The sequence below is a fragment of the Flavobacterium sp. KH_035 genome, from assembly GCF_057839565.1.
Window position 1 is genome coordinate 2,883,109 of record NZ_CM174492.1, and the last position, 18,110, is coordinate 2,901,218.

At 32.7% G+C, this 18,110-nt stretch carries 19 protein-coding genes; 1 reads left to right on the top strand and 18 read right to left on the bottom strand.

The window, feature by feature from the left end:
- Window positions 1-34 precede the first annotated feature (34 nt).
- From AC3IS6_RS11780 to lysA, 17 genes are all read right to left on the bottom strand, one after another.
- Window positions 35-631, bottom strand: a complete 597-nt coding sequence (locus AC3IS6_RS11780) for a rhodanese-like domain-containing protein (RefSeq protein WP_489159539.1) — start codon at window positions 629-631, stop codon at window positions 35-37.
- 97 nt (window positions 632-728) lie between these two features.
- Complete coding sequence (locus AC3IS6_RS11785; RefSeq protein ID WP_281922078.1) at window positions 729-1,127, bottom strand: YybH family protein; 399 nt, start codon at window positions 1,125-1,127, stop codon at window positions 729-731.
- 37 nt (window positions 1,128-1,164) lie between these two features.
- Complete coding sequence (locus AC3IS6_RS11790; protein WP_489159541.1) at window positions 1,165-2,352, bottom strand: hypothetical protein; 1,188 nt, start codon at window positions 2,350-2,352, stop codon at window positions 1,165-1,167.
- A 389-nt stretch (window positions 2,353-2,741) separates the two neighbouring features.
- Window positions 2,742-3,137, bottom strand: a complete 396-nt coding sequence (locus AC3IS6_RS11795; protein ID WP_489159543.1) for a VOC family protein — start codon at window positions 3,135-3,137, stop codon at window positions 2,742-2,744.
- Window positions 3,138-3,645: 508 nt separating this feature from the next.
- Complete coding sequence (locus AC3IS6_RS11800; protein WP_489159545.1) at window positions 3,646-4,200, bottom strand: hypothetical protein; 555 nt, start codon at window positions 4,198-4,200, stop codon at window positions 3,646-3,648.
- Between the two features lie 413 nt (window positions 4,201-4,613).
- On the bottom strand, window positions 4,614-5,603 hold the full coding sequence (locus tag AC3IS6_RS11805; protein ID WP_489159547.1) for a T9SS type A sorting domain-containing protein: 990 nt from the start codon (window positions 5,601-5,603) through the stop codon (window positions 4,614-4,616).
- Between the two features lie 238 nt (window positions 5,604-5,841).
- Window positions 5,842-6,207: a hypothetical protein gene (locus AC3IS6_RS11810; RefSeq protein ID WP_489159549.1), complete on the bottom strand. Its 366-nt coding sequence runs from the start codon at window positions 6,205-6,207 to the stop codon at window positions 5,842-5,844.
- A 104-nt stretch (window positions 6,208-6,311) separates the two neighbouring features.
- Window positions 6,312-6,695 carry a VOC family protein gene (locus AC3IS6_RS11815; protein WP_489159550.1) on the bottom strand — a complete coding sequence of 128 codons (384 nt, stop codon included), beginning with the start codon at window positions 6,693-6,695 and terminating at the stop codon, window positions 6,312-6,314.
- Between the two features lie 45 nt (window positions 6,696-6,740).
- Window positions 6,741-7,217, bottom strand: a complete 477-nt coding sequence (locus AC3IS6_RS11820) for a DinB family protein (RefSeq protein ID WP_489159552.1) — start codon at window positions 7,215-7,217, stop codon at window positions 6,741-6,743.
- A 33-nt stretch (window positions 7,218-7,250) separates the two neighbouring features.
- Complete coding sequence (locus AC3IS6_RS11825) at window positions 7,251-7,799, bottom strand: hypothetical protein (protein ID WP_489159554.1); 549 nt, start codon at window positions 7,797-7,799, stop codon at window positions 7,251-7,253.
- 354 nt (window positions 7,800-8,153) lie between these two features.
- On the bottom strand, window positions 8,154-8,603 hold the full coding sequence (locus AC3IS6_RS11830; protein WP_489159555.1) for a hypothetical protein: 450 nt from the start codon (window positions 8,601-8,603) through the stop codon (window positions 8,154-8,156).
- 10 nt (window positions 8,604-8,613) lie between these two features.
- Window positions 8,614-9,222 carry a hypothetical protein gene (locus AC3IS6_RS11835; RefSeq protein WP_489159557.1) on the bottom strand — a complete coding sequence of 203 codons (609 nt, stop codon included), beginning with the start codon at window positions 9,220-9,222 and terminating at the stop codon, window positions 8,614-8,616.
- A 206-nt stretch (window positions 9,223-9,428) separates the two neighbouring features.
- Window positions 9,429-9,764: a hypothetical protein gene (locus AC3IS6_RS11840; RefSeq protein WP_489159559.1), complete on the bottom strand. Its 336-nt coding sequence runs from the start codon at window positions 9,762-9,764 to the stop codon at window positions 9,429-9,431.
- Window positions 9,765-9,835: 71 nt separating this feature from the next.
- Window positions 9,836-10,249, bottom strand: coding sequence for a helix-turn-helix transcriptional regulator (locus tag AC3IS6_RS11845; RefSeq protein ID WP_489159560.1), 414 nt, complete (start codon window positions 10,247-10,249; stop codon window positions 9,836-9,838).
- A 177-nt stretch (window positions 10,250-10,426) separates the two neighbouring features.
- Window positions 10,427-11,149: a peptide arginase family protein gene (locus AC3IS6_RS11850; protein WP_489159562.1), complete on the bottom strand. Its 723-nt coding sequence runs from the start codon at window positions 11,147-11,149 to the stop codon at window positions 10,427-10,429.
- A 191-nt stretch (window positions 11,150-11,340) separates the two neighbouring features.
- Window positions 11,341-12,735: a PIN-like domain-containing protein gene (locus AC3IS6_RS11855; RefSeq protein ID WP_489159564.1), complete on the bottom strand. Its 1,395-nt coding sequence runs from the start codon at window positions 12,733-12,735 to the stop codon at window positions 11,341-11,343.
- 156 nt (window positions 12,736-12,891) lie between these two features.
- Window positions 12,892-14,184 carry a diaminopimelate decarboxylase gene (gene lysA / locus AC3IS6_RS11860; protein ID WP_395339288.1) on the bottom strand — a complete coding sequence of 431 codons (1,293 nt, stop codon included), beginning with the start codon at window positions 14,182-14,184 and terminating at the stop codon, window positions 12,892-12,894.
- A gap of 122 nt (window positions 14,185-14,306) precedes the next feature.
- Between lysA and AC3IS6_RS11865 the strand changes: the two genes are divergently transcribed.
- Window positions 14,307-16,439: a TonB-dependent receptor gene (locus tag AC3IS6_RS11865; RefSeq protein ID WP_489159566.1), complete on the top strand. Its 2,133-nt coding sequence runs from the start codon at window positions 14,307-14,309 to the stop codon at window positions 16,437-16,439.
- A gap of 103 nt (window positions 16,440-16,542) precedes the next feature.
- On the opposite strand, the gene AC3IS6_RS11870 is transcribed toward AC3IS6_RS11865, so the two are convergent.
- On the bottom strand, window positions 16,543-17,997 hold the full coding sequence (locus tag AC3IS6_RS11870) for a glutamate synthase subunit beta (RefSeq protein ID WP_489159568.1): 1,455 nt from the start codon (window positions 17,995-17,997) through the stop codon (window positions 16,543-16,545).
- Window positions 17,998-18,110: the final 113 nt, after the last annotated feature.

Here is an 18,110-nt window from a genome sequence, read left to right on the forward strand (position 1 = left end):
CCTCAAAAAAGAGTTTGAATATGGAGCAAAATTGTTACTTTACTTCGGTTCCTTCAAACTTTATTCTGGTATCGTTTACATGAACCAATTCGTCGAGTTCGTAGATGTTTTTATAGCCGTAGCCATAAAGGTTAATATGTGTAGGGATGTTCAGCGCTAACATGACAGGCTTTCTATTGGCTAAAATCTGAGACTCAGGGGCGCTTTTAGGAATGGCCATTTTAGATGCAAAATCTATTGGGTCACCATTAAAATTGTTGTTGCAGTAAATCAATATTCGGGTGTTAGGATCAGGAATTAATTGATGAAGATTTTCTTGTGTAAAGTCGGTAAAATCAAGGTGAATAGCCCCTTTTAAATGTTTTCGGTTATAACGAAAGTCAGAACGCGTGTCCAGAATAATGGTATTGTCTTCCTGACTCATTTTAAGAAAAAGGTCAAGACTCACCAAATGATTTGCTCTTGCCTTTTCGACTTCGGTAACAAGATTTTTAAAATCGTCGTAATCAACTAATGCTTTTGGATAAGATTGCTGCTTTGTCATAACGGTAGAAGTTTTGGCTGTCTGCGATTGAGTAACACAGCCTGTGAAACAAAATGATACTAAAAATAGAATTGTTACTTTTTTCATTTGATATCAAATTTATAGTTTAGTAAAAGTACTACTCGAGGCGAACAATATTATATCGACAATTTTTTGGGCGTCACATCCTAAAATAATGGAAAAATCAGATTTCAAGAATTTCTGCTGCAAAAGGATTGTCGACCAGCCATAACCAAATTCCGTTGTCGTTGCGTTGCATCAAACAACTTGTTGCGCCGCTCATCTCAATAGGATTTCCATCGGGTGTTTTGGCTTTCATTGACCATTTATCAATCCAAACTGCCTGATCGCCCACAATTGTTGCTTTGTGTTTGCTGCCTTTTATTTCAGGTTTCCAGTTGCAGAGGTGTAGCATGGCTTTTTCGATATTTTCTAAACCTTTAATTTCAGATCCGTCTCTATCAATATATACAGCTTCTTTATCAAAGCAACTTAAAGCTCCTTGTGGATCTCCATTCAAAATACAGCTGCGAAAATATTTTACGGCGCCTTCAGGAGTGGTTCGGTCGAATTTTTCTATCATTGTTTTTTACTTAGCTTTATTTCTGACTGTTACCAATTTATCTTCTGAATTTATTTCTAACTATAATATCTTTCAATCTGGCTTTTAGATCTTCTCCTGTATCAAACACCATTTGTTCGTTGTTTGGGAATGGGACCACGCGTTTGTTGAAATAGCTGATGTAACTATCTTCACAGGCATTTCTGTCTCCTTTATAGGTAGAGTAAATATTCTCAAAAATAAATTCGCTGCTTACAGGAAAGGACTGAAGTAACTGGTTTGTTCTTGAATCAACATAATCGACTTTTGCTGTAACCTGGCAAGATTTAAATTGTCTGAACTCGTATACATTTGCACGAAGCATTCTGTAATTGTCTACTTTTATTTCTTTGCCCAGACTGTCTTTAACGGGTCTTCCTCTGCTGTCCAGAAGCGTTTTTACACCGTCTTTGATTTGTCTTTCTTTGATGAATTCTTTTTCTTTGATTTGCTCAGGCGAAATATTGATCTGTACAAAGTTTACAATCAAACTATAATCGTAAACGACTCCTTTTTGTCTAAGGCTGTGATAAACGGTCCATTTATCATTTAGTCCGTAGGTTTTAATATCCAGCAAATCATCCTGTAGCTGTTTGGGAATGACCATATTGGTTTCATTTGTAGCATATACATCTACAAAATCGGTTCCTTTAAACTGTGCATCGTCCATCAGTTTTTTGGTGTTTTTGTAGTTTGGACTAATACTTTCCAAATAGAAAAAATCATCGTAGGCTTTTCTAAAATCCATTTTGTTATTTGATTTTAAAAGTGCAGACGCATTTTCATACAAATACCTCGACAATGCAATTTTGCTGCTTATGATCTGATTCGTATAATTATCAAACTGGAATGTGGCGCTTCTTCCTTGTTTCAACAGTTGCAGAGGCAATAATGGTCTGATTTTCTCCTGACGATTGTTCAACTGCATGTATGTATTGTAAGTGCGTTCGGCATTTATTGGATTTGCTTCTTTTATCATTAACTCCAAATTACGCAAGTCTCTGTCTTTGGCTTTTGCGAAAGCTTCTTCTAGTAAATACACGTAATCTTGTTTTCCTTTAGAATCTTTTTTGGTTCTTAAAGCTTCGACGGCACGGTCTATCGCTCCATCATAATTTCCATCGCTAAGCATTGATTGAGTAGTTTTTACACCACAAGAGGACAGAGTTAAAAATAATATTGAAAACAGTATAGTGATTTTTTTCATGCTAAAGACAATTGATTTTAAAGGAGCAAAGATATCTGTTTTTTAGACAAATTAGAAGTTGTGATTTTAATTTAAGAAGCAGAAGTTTTAATTTTTATCATAACCTTCAGTCCCGCTGTACGCTAAATCTTTTTTGCCGAAACCCGGCAAAAAAGGATACCGCTTCCATTGGGGCTAGTTAATAGAGTTTAGTTTTCAGAAAGAACTTTCGATAGCTGTGTTGTAATTTCGACCAAAGGGAGAAATCACATGAAGACATATGCGCAAAGGAGAACTATAGTTTGTGGAATATTGGTATGTGATTTCTCCCTTTGGTCGAAGTGACATCACATACAATATATAGGTTTTTTGTAAAAAAAAATAAAAACAATCGATTGGAATTTTATGTTTTACTCCGGCCAATATAGTACATTAAATTTATGACCATCCGGATCAGAGAATCCAAAGAAATAACCTTTGTTATAATTTTGAGGTTCAGCAAAAATAACGCCTCCTGCATTTTTTACGTCAGATAACCATTGGTCTACTTCCTCTTTGCTTTCGGCTGAAAGCGAGAAAATAATTTCGTTTCCCAGTTTAAGGTCGGCCATTTCATCGTTGACGGCCCATTTAAAACGTTCTTTTATAAAAAAATGAATAATGAAATTGTCGTCGCCAAAAATAAAACTTCGGAGTTCTTCATTTGTATTGTGACCGTTTGGTGTAATACCTAAATCATTGTAGAATTTAGTTGTTCGGTCTAAATTTTCTACGCCTAAATTTGCCCATATTTTTTTAGTTTTCATAAGATGTTTTTTTAAAATATTAGATTTTAATTGCTAAAATTTTAGGATAATAAATTTATGAAATTTAAATTTATAAATTGCAGAAACGTCCACATACTATTGAGCCTGTACAGATTCAGATGTTCAGCGAGAATGTTTAATGACTTTATTTGCATCGTTTTTAACGTAGACACAAACGCAGCAGTGTGTCTAATACATGGTTAGGGTCTCATTATTTTTTAATTTTAACCTGGGGATAATTTTCCAAAAAATAATAAGCAAAAGGACATTGGTAAGTGTCGCCGTTTTCATCAAAGAAGGAATAGATAAGATCTAAAACCGAAAAACCACGGCTTAAAATGAGATAGTATTGAGTTTTTTTACGGGAGTTGCAGCAATTTTCCAAACCAGATCTTGTAATTGGTGTTGGCAATCCAGGTTCCGTTTCAAATAGTTTCTGTAGAGCGATTGACAATTTCTACAGTGTTTTTATCTTTTAATATTTTTAGAATCTATAATAAAAATTGATTTATTCCTGCTGAATCCAGTTGTATTTTTCGTCTTTAAGATAAATAATCCCGCCTCCGCAGCTCTCATCGGCATGAATAAAGATTCCGTCATTTGGGAGTTTGATTTTATCTTCTTCTTTTATTTCTTCGTCGCCCATAATCTCTCCATCATCATTTACATTATTCCAGTAGATTTCTCCTTTTGGAGCTTTTTCAAATACTCCGACCCAGTCGATTTCATCAAAACCCTGATTAAGAACAGTGGTTCCCATTCCGAGATAATCTGTTTGGGTTCTATTTCCGAAAACAATTCGGAAACCGCTTTTACCACTTTTTGTGCCTCTTACAATTTCAATCGTTTCATTTTTTTCGTCTCCATCCAAATCACATGTAATTTTGTTCGTTTTATGTTTGGCCGAAATTACAATCGTATCTGTGTTGTTGTGATTTTCTTTTTCGTCAGACACCTGAACATTATCTTTTACCGCAGTTGGCGCTTTTGTAACTTCGGTTTTGGGGTCTTTTTTGCAAGAGATAAAAACAAAGGCAGAGAGGAGAAAAATATTAAATTTCATGTTTTTAAAATGTGATTTTTGGAATAGCTAAGATATAGAAACGGAGTTTAAGAAGTTTTAAAGAGTATAATTTGTAGAAATTCTCAAATGTGAAATTTAATACTGATAGATATTATACGTTTCCGACACGTTGAAATAGTATGTTATATGGAATAAGCTGATTTAATCAGATAGGACTGTTTTCTGAATACAATTTTCGTTTTAAAATTGCTCCAGAAAACAGTAATAGCCCAATTGGAATAATTTCAATTAGGCTAAAGTCAGTCTTCTTGATAAAAGAAGCATATTTTTGGAAATCTAGTTTTAAAGCATAAATTGGCTACTCAAAAGGGAATAGATGTACTTGTATTATCGACAAATATATGGTTTGAGAGATTTAAAAAAATGAGAACAAATAATAGGTGTAATCACTATTATTTCTTTATTAATTTTTTTCTTTGAACTCCATCATTCGAAAAAATTTCAAATATATAGGTTCCGGTTGCTAATTTTTCAACAGCTATTTCTTTATTTATATTAGAAGAGGATGAAATCAGTTGACCGTTTAAATTATAAATATTAACTTTTGTAACTTCTTTATTGGTCAGAATTCGATCGTAAAATGGATTTGGATAAGCAATAATCTCCTTTTCGCTTAAAAAATCTTCATTGGATAATTTTTCGCAATTACTCCCATTTTTAAATCCGGAGATTTTGAAATTATCAAGATACTTAACATCTCCCCAACGAGCACCTACAATATGAATGTTCATAGTGTTATTCGAGTTGAAGTAGTAGTTATACCCCTCTTTTTTATTTGTCACTTTCAAAACAGGGTTTGATGTCCCATTTAAGCCAAGATCAAATATTTTGGCAGTAATAGAAAACTTACTTGTACCAATTTTGGTTATCTCAAATGTTAGTCTGTACCAATTATTATTTACGATATCACTTTGGGTAAAAGAAGGGTTGTAAGTTGGATTTGGGTCAGATAATCCAGTTATATCTAAGTTCTTGCCGTATCTATTGTCAGAATTTGAAAGTTTAGCTGATAAAACAGTTTCTCCGTCCTCTTTTGCTATAAAAAAGCCAACAGAATTGTAATAATCCGTTATTGCAGTAAGATAAAATTGAGTTTTGTAGTCTATCGAAAGAGTCATGGTCTCGGTGTCTACACCTTTAAACTTAGAACATAATCTTAAAGGTCTTGTTGCTGCACCATCTAAACTGGTTGTTAGAAAATAGCCATTGTTTCCATCACTACTTTGTTGATAGTCATACTCTGGAAGTGGTTTTGCAAACTTGTTTGATAAATCGTTATCAGTTGTAGAAGTAAAATTGTTAAAATTAATTTCTTCAGTAACTATTTGAGCATTCACTTTTGCAATCGTAAGAAATAATAAAACTAAAACTTTTATTTTCATTTTACCTGTTTTTTTAATTCCATCATTTCTTTTATAATGGCTCTGGTTTATTTGTCTTTGAATTTTTGGTGTTGCTAAAATATGATAAATTTTAAGAATAATGTTTAAAAAGTAAGCTGTTTTTAGTGATTATTTCTTGTTTAATGTTCTTTTTTTAACAAAAAATCTTTTTGAAGTTATAGTTAAGATTATCATGTTGCCTTTTATCGATAAGAAGAGATAATTTAATTTTCTGTTTTTAATTTGTTTTCCTAATTTTCACCTGATATACAATTTCCCAAAAGAGGATTGATAGAACAGCATTGGTGAATATAGCCGTTTTAACTAAATAAGGATCGTATTTGGAAAGCAGATGTAAGTTGGCAAACTGAACAGCTAAGAATAGTGACAATGCTGCAATTACAATAGAGCAGATTACATTTAGCACAGGTTTCCATTTTAATCCCAAAAAGGAGTAAATGATATTTAGAATCGCAAAACCACATCCGAGTGTGATATAGGGATCCGTTTTTAAGATTTCTCCCAGAGAAAGTAAAAAGGAAGTTGAAGTAAGGTATAAAAAGAATAGTATTGCGTAAACTAGTATTCGTATTTGGATTTTCATTTTGATGTTTTTTAGAATAAAGGGAAAGAGGTTTTATTTTGTTTAAGATTATTTTTTTTGAAGAGGAGCAATTTTACAGGAATGGATTTGTTTTCTATCTTAAATTATTCTTTTTTTCTCATGTGTAGCGCAATTCTGTTTCCTTCACAATCTTTAAACTCTGCCACCCAACCAAATTCACCATTTGAGGTTATTGGAAATAAGATTTCGGCACCATTTTTTACAGCCAGATTCAGCGTTTCTTCAATATCTTCAGTATTAAAATACACAAGAGTTCCGTTTAGGGTTGGATTGTATATTTCTCCCTGTGCCAAAGCTCCCGAAATGCCATTATTACCTTCGGTAAGCGGAAAAAAAGCCATTTCATTATCATGAATACGTTCCCGTTCAAATTCAAAACTAAAAACTGCCGAATAAAAATGTATGGCTCTTTCGATGTTGGCTACCGGAATTTCAAAATAAACAACGGGGTTTGATTTATTTTTCATTTTGTTTGGGGCTATTTTTTATTGTAAGCGAAGTTATAGAAAATTCTAGTTCAATTGACTGGATTTTATTTTTTCAATTTGTCGTTTGTGCCGAAGGATATGTACAATCGCATGTTCTGTAATTTGTTCAATGTCGTACAATTGTCCCCAACCTGTTTTTATTTTTAGTGAGTCGTCAAATTGTTCTAATTCATTGTCTTTAATTTCTCGAAAAACATTTTCGGTAAAGATGAAAACATTCGCTAAATCTTTCAGATAGTCGGCAATGGTGACATGAAAAATTTTGTCAGGTCGCTGCATATTGTGCCCTTTCAGATTATGAATACTGATAGCATAGCTATAACCAGAACTTACTACGTGAGAGAGAATGTTTTGTATGGATTTACAATCTTCGCTTGTTGTTGTTTCGTCTATGATGTGGGTCAAAACATTATCCGGAATACTTTTGATAACGTTGGTAAGATCTAAAATTGCCTGTTCGTAGATGTCAAGCAATGCTCCAACTGCTCCTTGTCTGTTCATTTTTGTGTTTTGTTAATTATTTCTTTAGCAACTTCAGAAATTTCGCCGCTTAACGCGAGTATTTGGCTTATCGGTAGCATTGACTTGATTCGATGTCGTTGATTCCTTTAGACATTCCTGATAAATTTGTTCCCGCCATTTCTTGAAAAGATCAATTAGAACAAAAAATAATTCTTCTGATGGATTTTCAGGCTGTAGTTTTTTAAGTAAAGTTCCTATTGTAACATTATGCGATTTTCCGGAATGATTGATAACGTAATCCTGTGTGGTTTCGTCCTCTAAAAACATATCTGCGTAATAATTCTTTAGCACCACAGAGTCAAGATTCAGGATTTCTAAAATTGTGTTTTTAATTTGGGTTGGTATTTCGCATTCAAATTGTTTTTCATATCCGTCGCGACCTTCTAGAAAAAAAGATACCTCAACTTTACATTCAAAAATTATATCGATGTAAATTCCTAAACTTAATATTCTTGCAGAAAAACCATCAAAATGATCATACGAAAGAATATAATCTTCATGTAATTTGAAGATTCCTGTTGTGGAGTCTATTCTACGTATGTTAACAACTTCAAAGTTCATCTTTGTAGGTTTTGGAAGTTCTTAGGGAAGATATTAAATTATTTGTATTTGAAGATAGGATTTTGTTTTATTTAAATGTCAAGCCCTAACTGTTTTCAATCTTGTCATTTCTCCTTAGATCGAAATGACAAGATTGCGTAGCGCTTTGATGAAACTTTAAACACAAAGTATGTCATTTCGACGTGAGGAGAAATCTTCGCAAGAAACTCTGGAAAGAATGAGAATTAAAAGCTGTCGGGAATCTAATTGTTATGATTAAAATTAATAAAAAAGAGTTTTTCATTGAGACCAAGTTATGTTGTAAAATTCAAAGTATTAAGGAGTTTTGAATTGTAGATAAACTCTGTTTTTTTCTTATTGTAAAATAGTCTCTATTTTGGTCTCTGATTTTTCTTTGAGGACACTGCTAGGATGAAAGTTCCAGATAATTAGAAATTTTCCTTTCGCTAGATATTCTTCCGGACGTTCGTCAGTTGGCTGACCGTCTTTTCCCCAAAGCAAGCCTTGCAGAAATCGATCTCCTTTAAAAGTGTGTTCAAATTCAAAATACATTACAGATCCACGATCAGTTTTACTTTTAAAATTTTGAATTGCTTTACTTTTTAAAGTCCCAACAATGCTAGCGTAGGTTTCGATATCATTATAAAAAGTACAGGCTTGTGGAGTAATACAAATATTACCATCGTTTAAAGTATAACCTTTGGGGATTTCTTTTGGTTTTAGTTTTAAATCGGCAATTGTCTGACCGAATAAAGTAGTAGTAAGTAATAAAAAAAATACCGACAGGGGAATCGTAATTTTCATGGTTTAGGGCTTAAAATTGTTCGAGTTTGAAAGTATTTTGTTGTATCAATTTATCTAAATTTTCTTTCCAACCTTTGCAGATTGAACCACCAGCATCATTATCAGAAGTGTCATTAACAATGTTATTTAAAAGATAATCTAACGAAGCAATAACTTTTTTCTCAGCTATACTTTTTGGTGTACCACCTCTGGAAACGTGATGTTCTATTTCAGACAAAACAGAATAATCTATTTTTAAGCCTTCACTTAGGATCTTTTTGCCTTTTTCTTTGAATTCAATATCAGAAAATGATAGTGTAACTAGTATTTGTGGGCTAACCCACGAACCTTTATTAATTCTTTGCCAAAAATAGGATGTTAAATTCTCGCGAGTTGTTTGTTTCAGAGTTAATAATGCAATTGAAGCAACCAAATGCAGTCTCCAATCTTCATGTTCAAGCAAAAGTTTGATACTGTCTGTAATCGACTCTTTAGAATTATTTTGAATAATCGATTCTAGTTTGGAGATACTAAATTTTAAGTTGAACTCTTTTGGCTCTTCTGCATAACTTATAAGGTTTAAGAAAGGTAGGTGATTTGGTTGTCCGCCCCAGAAGTTTTTGAAAATTCCTAATTCCATTCGATTTTATTAATTGTGATAAGGTTTTTGTATTTATCGATTTTGAGGTTAATAACGATACTAAAGGAATCTTTTTGTATTATAATTTTAAATCGGCAATTGTCTGACCGAATAAAGTAGTAGTAAGTAATAAAAATAATACCGATAGGGCAATCGTAATTTTCATGGTTTTATGGAGGTAGGTTTGTTGAGCGAAAATAGTTTTTTTACTTTTTTCTTACTTTAACTTCTTTCTCTTTTTCGTCATAATATAAAAGATCTTTATTTTTTTCAAACCAAGATCTCCACTTTTTTATAGTTTTATCAGGCGGAAATACAGGCATATCAAATACCTCTTCCATTTTGTAGGTAATGCCGGTGATGTCTATTAGAAACTTTCGGGCTTCGTAAACTTTGTTCAGGCTTATAGATTCATTTTCATTGTTTGCTAATCGTTCAAATGATTCGAGGTTGTCTAGAAAAATTGCTTGAGCATTTTGAGCATTTACTTTGTTTGTAAAGGAAAGTAAAATCAGAAATAAAAGAATGGTTAGTTTTTTCATAGGTTAGTTTATAAAAAAAGCACAAAATAAAATGATATTTGTGCTTTTGTAAAATTAATATTTGTGAGGAATTATTTTCCTTTTAGTAATTTTTCTAAATATTCATTTTTGTCTTTTTCAGCCTGAACCAAACGTTCGTAAAGTTCAACTACTTTATCAAGAGGATTGAATGTGCAATAATTATTTGAATGTTCACCTGAATTATTTCCTGCATTAATTACACTGTCTTTGGTGTCGTAATAAGTATTGAAATAATTTATAACGTTCTCTTCTGAAAAATTTTCAATAGCTTCAACGGTAACGCCTAATACTTTTGCAATTTCGGCAAGCTTTGTATCTTCAATCGTTTCACTCGCCTCTAAATTAGAAACAGATTGCTGACTTAAGCCAATTGCAATCGCCAGTGCTTCCTGCTTCATACCTTTAAGCTCTCTAATTCGGCTAATGTTTCTGCCAATGTGTTTTGGTTTGGTTGCTGCGCTCATAATTCAAAGGTATTTAAAATTCTTTTATAAAATTGATGTTGGTAAAAAACATAGTTTTTTAATATGATTCTATTTTGGAGTTTTTTGCGTAAAACAAATTTATTATTTTTCTGACGGAATTTATTTTTGTGTTTTAAGTTTTTTTGTATTGATACGGCGGATTTGTAATCCGTGTTCCTAATTTGCTTTCAAATGAAAATCAATGTTTAAAATCTTAGAAAAAATGTTCATCACTTCCATAGAATTTTCCCATCCACCACAACATTCAGGACTTAGACAAAAAGTAATTACAGATAAGTTATCAATTACTGAAGCAATTTTTTTTGCAAATGCCTCAATAAATTCATGCGAAAATACTTTTATCCTCTTTTCATTTAATGTATTGAAGAAATAATCAATATCAACATTTAATATCCAATTTTGATCAGGATACTCATTTATGTAATCATCAATATTATTTAAAAAATCAATAAAACTTATTTCATGTTTAATAAAATCAGGATTTGGATTAGCAGAATCGAACGTAGAAAAAATTGTAGTCCCGTAATAATTATTATAAACTTCTTTTAAATTTAAGATGTAGTTGTCCCATCTGAAAACTTTACTAATTCCTCTTTTACTTTCTATAGATAAGTTTTCGTATTCAAAAAAAGTAAGTTTTTTTAAATCTATTTGAGGTTCAATTATTATTTGTTTCACAGTATTTGGATGATCTAATAAGTCATAATGTCTATCAATATGAATTAAATTATTATTCTCAATCTCTTCAATTTGATTCATCCAACACCATGCTGCACATAAATGATTATCCATTATGTATATTTTATCTTGCTGAAAAAGAAAATTCACTTTATCAATCCATGATTCACCAAATTTTCCATTAAATTCTTTAATCCACATGTGTGTTTATAATTTATAATATTGAATGTATTTCATTCGTGTTCGAAATATTTTATTTTTTTTAATCTCAGATTGTGTTCACGAGTGAGACGTTCGCGCAAGCAGCAAATTTAGTAAGCGACAATTAAAAAGCTGTTTGATTTGCTAGGATGTCTTAATACAATTCTTTTCTAGGTTTAATATCGTAAAAATTAAGCTTCTAAATATATTAATATATCTCTATCAAGCATAAAAGTTTTTTTAAAATAAAGTTTTGTGATGAATTGTTTATCAATTGTTTTGTGTTCTGAAAAACCATATGAATTCATTATTTGATCAACATAATTTAGCCCGTAATTTCTTTTTAACATTCCATTTTTGTTGTTTTCACACTCATTTTTGAATTGTAAAGTGAAGTAATCACCTTCTAATTTTAGACGGATTGTTACAGATTTATTTAATGAATGTTCATAAATATTTTCTAATATTTCAATGAAAATATATCTTAGTTCATTTTTTGATATTAGTAGAAAGGGAATTTTTTCACTCAAAGAATGAAATCTTATTTTTAATGGGAACTGAGCTGCAATTTCTTTTATTAACTCCTTAAAATCAGTTATGTCAGTTATGTTTTTTTCTTTTTGTAATGTTTGCTGAAAATCTATTAAATCTTTCGTTTCTGTAATGGATTGTTCTTTTATGTCAATGTCAAGATATTGTTTCGAATATTTCATAAATCCATACGTATCATACATATGAAACAATTCTAATTTTTGAGCCTTAAAATAGATTTCATTTAGTAGTTCATAGCGAGGACCTAAGGTCTTTCCTCTTTGTTTCGTCCACCAGTCATCTTTATTGTCATTAGTTACGAAGATTATATATTTTTCATTGTCATCCACAGCTTTTTTAATTATTTCTTTCCAAACAATTAAATCTCCAAATTTTCTCAAATATTTTTTATCTTCAAATAAATAAAATCCGGGTTTTTTAGAATCCTTATATCCAGGTGGAATTTCATTTTTATATCTTGATTCACCTTCTTTATATATGTCTTCTAATTCTTCGGTAGTGAAGCCATTACTTACTTTTTCTTTAAAAATTTTTAAAACTGTAGATCTAATTTCATCCTTGTCATGTACATCTGGTTGTTTTTTTTCTAACTTTTCTAATTCATTTATAAAGTTGTTAAGTTTTTCAATGGACTCTTTAAATAAATTATCATTTATAAATTGATCAGGATTAATGACTGAGTGTCTTTTTTTTAATTGTAGAGAATTGATTTTTTCAATCAAATCCATATGAACTTTTGAAATTTCATCTAAACTTTCATTTACAATATTTTGGACAGAAGTGAACTTGTTTTTTTGATCGCTTACCACTTCAAGTCTATTGCTTGTAAATTCTAATAATACCTGAAACGGAATCCAAACTTTTGATTTAATTTTTTCATTTAACAAACTACTTAAAAAATCCTTTTTAGCAGTTTCAGGTAATCGATATATGTCCAGCAAGGAATTTGTATCAAATATAAACAAAGCATTTTCCCAAAGTTTTTTATAATCATCATTTGATAATTCTCTATGACATTTGTATAAGTGATCCATATTTAGTTGTTTTTTATCTAATTGTACAAATTAAATTTAGCTCTTAAGAAAAATCTAATTTAGTTTATTTTTTTTGTCTTCCTTGTACAGTAATATACAAAAAAAATCCCGCCTCAATGAAGAAACGGGATTCAATAGATATTCTCTTTTTTTATTTTAAACTGTTGCAGCAACTTCTTGTGGCAACGGAATTTGATTTTTAAGTAAATCCTCGAATGTTTCGTGTTGACGGATTAAGATTCCTTTTCCGTTCATCCATAAAACTTCGGCTGGTTTGTATCTTGAATTGTAATTTGATGCCATAGAAAAACAGTAAGCTCCGGCATTTCTGAACGCTAATATATCACCTTCGGTAATTTCCGAGATTCTGCGGTTGTTGGCAAAAGTATCAGTTTCGCAAATATATCCTACTACCGAGTAAAAACGCTCTTTTCCTTTTGGATTCGAGATGTTTTCGATATGATGTGATGAACCGTAAAACATAGGACGGATTAAGTGGTTGAAACCACTGTCGACTCCTGCAAAAACTGTAGAAGTTGTTTGTTTTACCACGTTTACTTTGGCTAAGAAGAAACCAGCTTCACTCACCAGGAATTTTCCAGGTTCGAAAATCAAGGTTAAATCTCTACCGTATTCAGCACAGAAAGAGTTGAATCTTTTTGATAATTTTTTACCTAATTCTTCAATGTCGGTTTCGATATCATCTTTTTTGTAAGGCACTTTGAATCCGCTTCCAAAATCAAGGAACTCAAGATCTTTGAAGTGTTTAGCGGTGTCAAACAAAATTTCAGCAGCATACAAGAATACTTCGATATCAAGAATATCCGACCCTGTGTGCATGTGAATACCTACAATACTCATTTTTGTGTTCTCTACAATTCGCAAGATATGCGGTATTTGATGTACAGAGATTCCGAATTTACTATCAATATGTCCTACAGAAATATTTGCATTTCCACCCGCCATAACGTGAGGATTGATACGAATACATACCGGAATTTGCGGATATTTTGTTCCGAATTGCTCCAGAATAGAAAGGTTATCGATATTGATCTGAACACCCATTGCAGCAACTTCTTCGATTTCTTCTAAAGAAACTCCGTTTGGTGTAAAGAAAATTTTGTCAGGATCATAGCCAGCATGAAGTCCTAATTGAACTTCCTGAATAGATACAGTATCCAGGCCAGACCCCATGTTCTTTAATAGCTGAAGAATGGCAACGTTAGACAATGCCTTCATGGCATAATTAACTCTTAAGTTTTCTACCTTAGAGAAAGCTTTAGTTAACCTGTTGTACTGAGATTGGATTTTTTCGGCATCATATACATATAATGGACTTCCAAATTGGTCTGCTAACTGCAGTAAATCTTTTGCTTGCATCTGTAAACTATTTTCAGCAAACTTATTACTCTTTTGCCGATTGACAAATTTTAAATTGAAAAATAACAAATTGTAACAAATTGTTATAAAATAAACATTTAAAGTTTTTTTAACTTTTAATGGTTTCTAATTCTTATTTAGAGTTAATTAAAATTATATTTGCCCCAAAATTACATTATTAGAGATTATTTATGAAAAAGATTACTACATTTTGCTTGATTATCCTTACAACTACTGTAGGATTTGCTCAGGAAAAATCAAAAGACAGTTTGCAGACCAATAATTTAGATGATATTATTGTGACTGCAAGTCGAAAAAAAGAAAGTATTAAAGAAGTCGTTTCTTCTATTACGATTGTTGGAGCGAAAAAGATCCAAAGTCAGACTATGGTTAATTCAAATATTAGCAATATTTTACAATATACAGTTCCGGGTTTAGCAACGGCAAGTAATCAGACTTCAAATTTTGGTCAGACTTTAAGAGGAAGACCTTTTTTGGTGATGATTGATGGGATACCACAATCTACACCTTTGAGAAATGGAGGTAGAGATCTTCAGGTAATTGACCCTTCGTCGATCGAAAGAGTGGAAGTAATTAAGGGAGCTACCTCAATTTACGGTAATGGAGCCGATGGAGGGATCGTTAATTATATTACGAAGAAAAACCATTCAGAAGAAAAGATTAGTGGTTCGGTACAACTTGGTTTGATTACACAACCTAAAACATTCGCAGAATCATTTGGTTACAGAGCTTCACTTTCGTTGGCAGGAAAACTAAAAAAGTTCGATTATGTTGTTGGATTTACACAGGAAAGATCAGGTGTGTCTAAAGATGCAAATGGTGTCAATCTTTCACCGTTCTATAGTTTATCAAATTTAAATACCTATAACGGATTGTTTAAAGTTGGATATGCACTTACAGACAAGCAAAGACTTGAATTCTCGTATATGGGCTATGCTTCAAAATCATTTTTAGATCAGGATGTTAAGATTGGTAAGTGGGGAGAAATTCCAACTATTGGAGTAGAAGCCGCTGGTCGTTTGGGAACGCCTGAAGGAACACCTCGAAATCATAATTTTAGATTGTCGTACTCCAATTCAGAGATTTGGAATAATACTTCTTTGGATGTTAATGTTTATGCACAAGATTTCAGAACGGTTTACTCGTACGACAGAGATCAGTTTTTAAATGGAGGACAATCGAATGTGGCCTCACAAAAGAAAGGTTTGCGTATTAATTTTGATTCCCGTCTTTTTGCAAATGATACGTATAAAGCAGAGGTAATTTATGGTTTGGATTTGCTTCAGGACAAAACGGTTCAGAAATTAGAGGATGGTCGTTTCTGGACGCCACAAATGAACATGGTCAATACGGCTCCTTTCGCCTTAATCAAGTTTGATGCTTGGGGAAAATTCACTCTAAAAGCGGGTGCGAGATATGAAAATATCAAAGTTAAGGCGGATGATTTTAATACATTGCCGGTATTGAATGCTAAAAACAATACATACACCAAAAGTATTTTTGTTCAGGGAGGCGAATTAGATTACAATGCTCTTGTTGGAAACATCGGATTAAGATATAACATTATGCCGGAAGTAAATGTTTTTACGAGTTATTCACAGTCTTTTTCGATCAATGAAGTAGGTCGTATTTTAAGAACATCTACAGAAAGTGTGATTTCAAAATTACCAACTGATCCTATAATTGTAAACAATTACGAAATGGGGGTAGCGGGAGCGATCAAAAAATGGTTTAACTATGAGGTTACCAGCTTCTGGAGCACATCAGAATTAGGGGCTACGTCGATTCAGTCAGCTGATGGTTCTTTTGCTATGCAGCGTGCTCCTGAAAATATCTGGGGTTACGAGGCTGTTTTAGGTTTTAAACCATTGGATATTCTAAGCTTTGGTGGTGCTTTTGCCTGGATTGAAGGAAAAGTAGATAATGATAATAACGGAACCTACGAAAAATACATTAACGGATCCCGAATAATGGCTCCAAAGCTTACTACTTATATTCAGATACACCCTGTAAAAAATTTAGATATTGAATTAAGCTCTTTGCATAACTTTAAAAGAGATCGATTTGATCCTAGTCCAACAACAAACCTGTACAGTTTTAACGAAGGGCCTGTAAAAAAGTATACCGTTTTTAACTTGAGCAGTTCTTACCTTATCAATAAATCGTTTCGATTAGGATTAGGAGTTGAGAATTTGTTTAATAAAGATTATTCTCCAAATATTGCATGGTGGCAAGCCAGAGATAAAGATTTTGTAAGTGCTCCGGGAAGACGTACAACTTTACAGCTTCAGTATAATTTTTAATATTCTCTTTATTTGAGATGTCAATTCTAATTAAATAATAAAGCCCCTTTTTTATGCTTAAAAAAGGGGCTTTTGTTTTTATAAAAGGAGATAAGTTAGGAACTTATAAACTTGGTAAATCGCCGTTTCCTTTCGTCGGTAGATTTGTAGAACCCATTAAGAACAAATCGACCTCTCTTGCTGCTTCTCGACCTTCTGAAATAGCCCATACAATTAACGATTGCCCTCTTCGCATATCACCGGCAGTGAAAATGTGTGGTACATTCGTTTGGTAATTTTTGGCTTTATAGTTGCTTCTCATGTCGATTTCCAGACCTAATTGCTCGCTTAAAGTTTTCTCAGGCCCCGTAAATCCTAAAGCCAATAAAGCTAAATCGCATGGCCAGATTTTCTCAGAACCTTCTTTTTCGATTAATTCCGGACGCTGACCCGGAGTCATTTTCCATTGTACTTCAACGGTTTTTAATCCTGTAAGTTCTCCTTTTTCGTTAGATAAGAATTCTTTGGTATTGATTAACCAGTTTCTGTCACAGCCTTCTTCGTGTGAAGAAGATGTTTTTAATTGCAACGGCCAGAAAGGCCAAGGGGTTGTCTCACTTCTTCCAACGGGAGGTTTTGGTAAAATCTCAAAATTGGTTACTGATTTTGCGCCATGTCTGTTAGAGGTTCCAATGCAATCAGAACCTGTATCTCCACCACCAATTACAATTACATCTTTTCCCGTTGCTTTAATCTGATCCGGAATTGATTCTCCAAATAAAACTTTAGTCTGCTGCGTCAGGAAATCCATGGCCTGAACAACACCTTTGCTTTCGATACCTTTTGTTGGTAAACTTCTTCTTTCAGTTGCTCCACCGCACAATATGATAGAATCAAAAGTATTTAATTGGTCTACGCTAAAGTTAACACCAACATTTACATTGGTTTTAAAAGTGATTCCTTCAGCTTCAAGAATAGCTACACGTCTGTCGATGATTCCTTTTTCTAATTTAAAATTCGGAATCCCGTAACGCAACAAACCGCCAATAGCATTGTCTCTTTCAAAAACGGTAACGGTGTGACCGGCTCTGTTTAATTGCTGTGCCGCTGCTAAGCCTGCAGGACCTGAACCAATAACGGCTACAGTTTTTCCTGTTCTGGTTTTTGGCGCCTGTGGTTTGATCCAGCCTTCGGCAAAACCTCTTTCGATGATGTTTTTCTCGATGTTTTCGATTGCAACAGGTTCTTTGATGATTCCCAATACACATGATTTTTCACATGGAGCAGGGCATAAGCGGCCAGTAAATTCCGGAAAGTTATTCGTTGATTGTAAAATCTCTAAAGCACTTTGCCATTCTTCCTGATGTACCATATCGTTGAAATCAGGAATTAAATTTCCTAATGGACAGGAACTGTGGCAAAAAGGAATTCCACAATCCATACATCTTGAACCTTGTTCTTTTATTTTATCTTTTGCTAACGGAATAGTAAATTCGTTGTAGTTCGAAACACGTTCCGCAACTGCTAAATTACTTTCGTCGGCTCTGTTATATTCTTTAAATCCGCCTATTTTACCCATGACATTTTAAATTAAATTCCAATTTCTTTAAATTCCAAATTCCAATCCTTCGACTTCGCTTCCTTCAATTTCGCTCAGGAAGACATTGCCATTGAAATTGATTTTTGATTTTT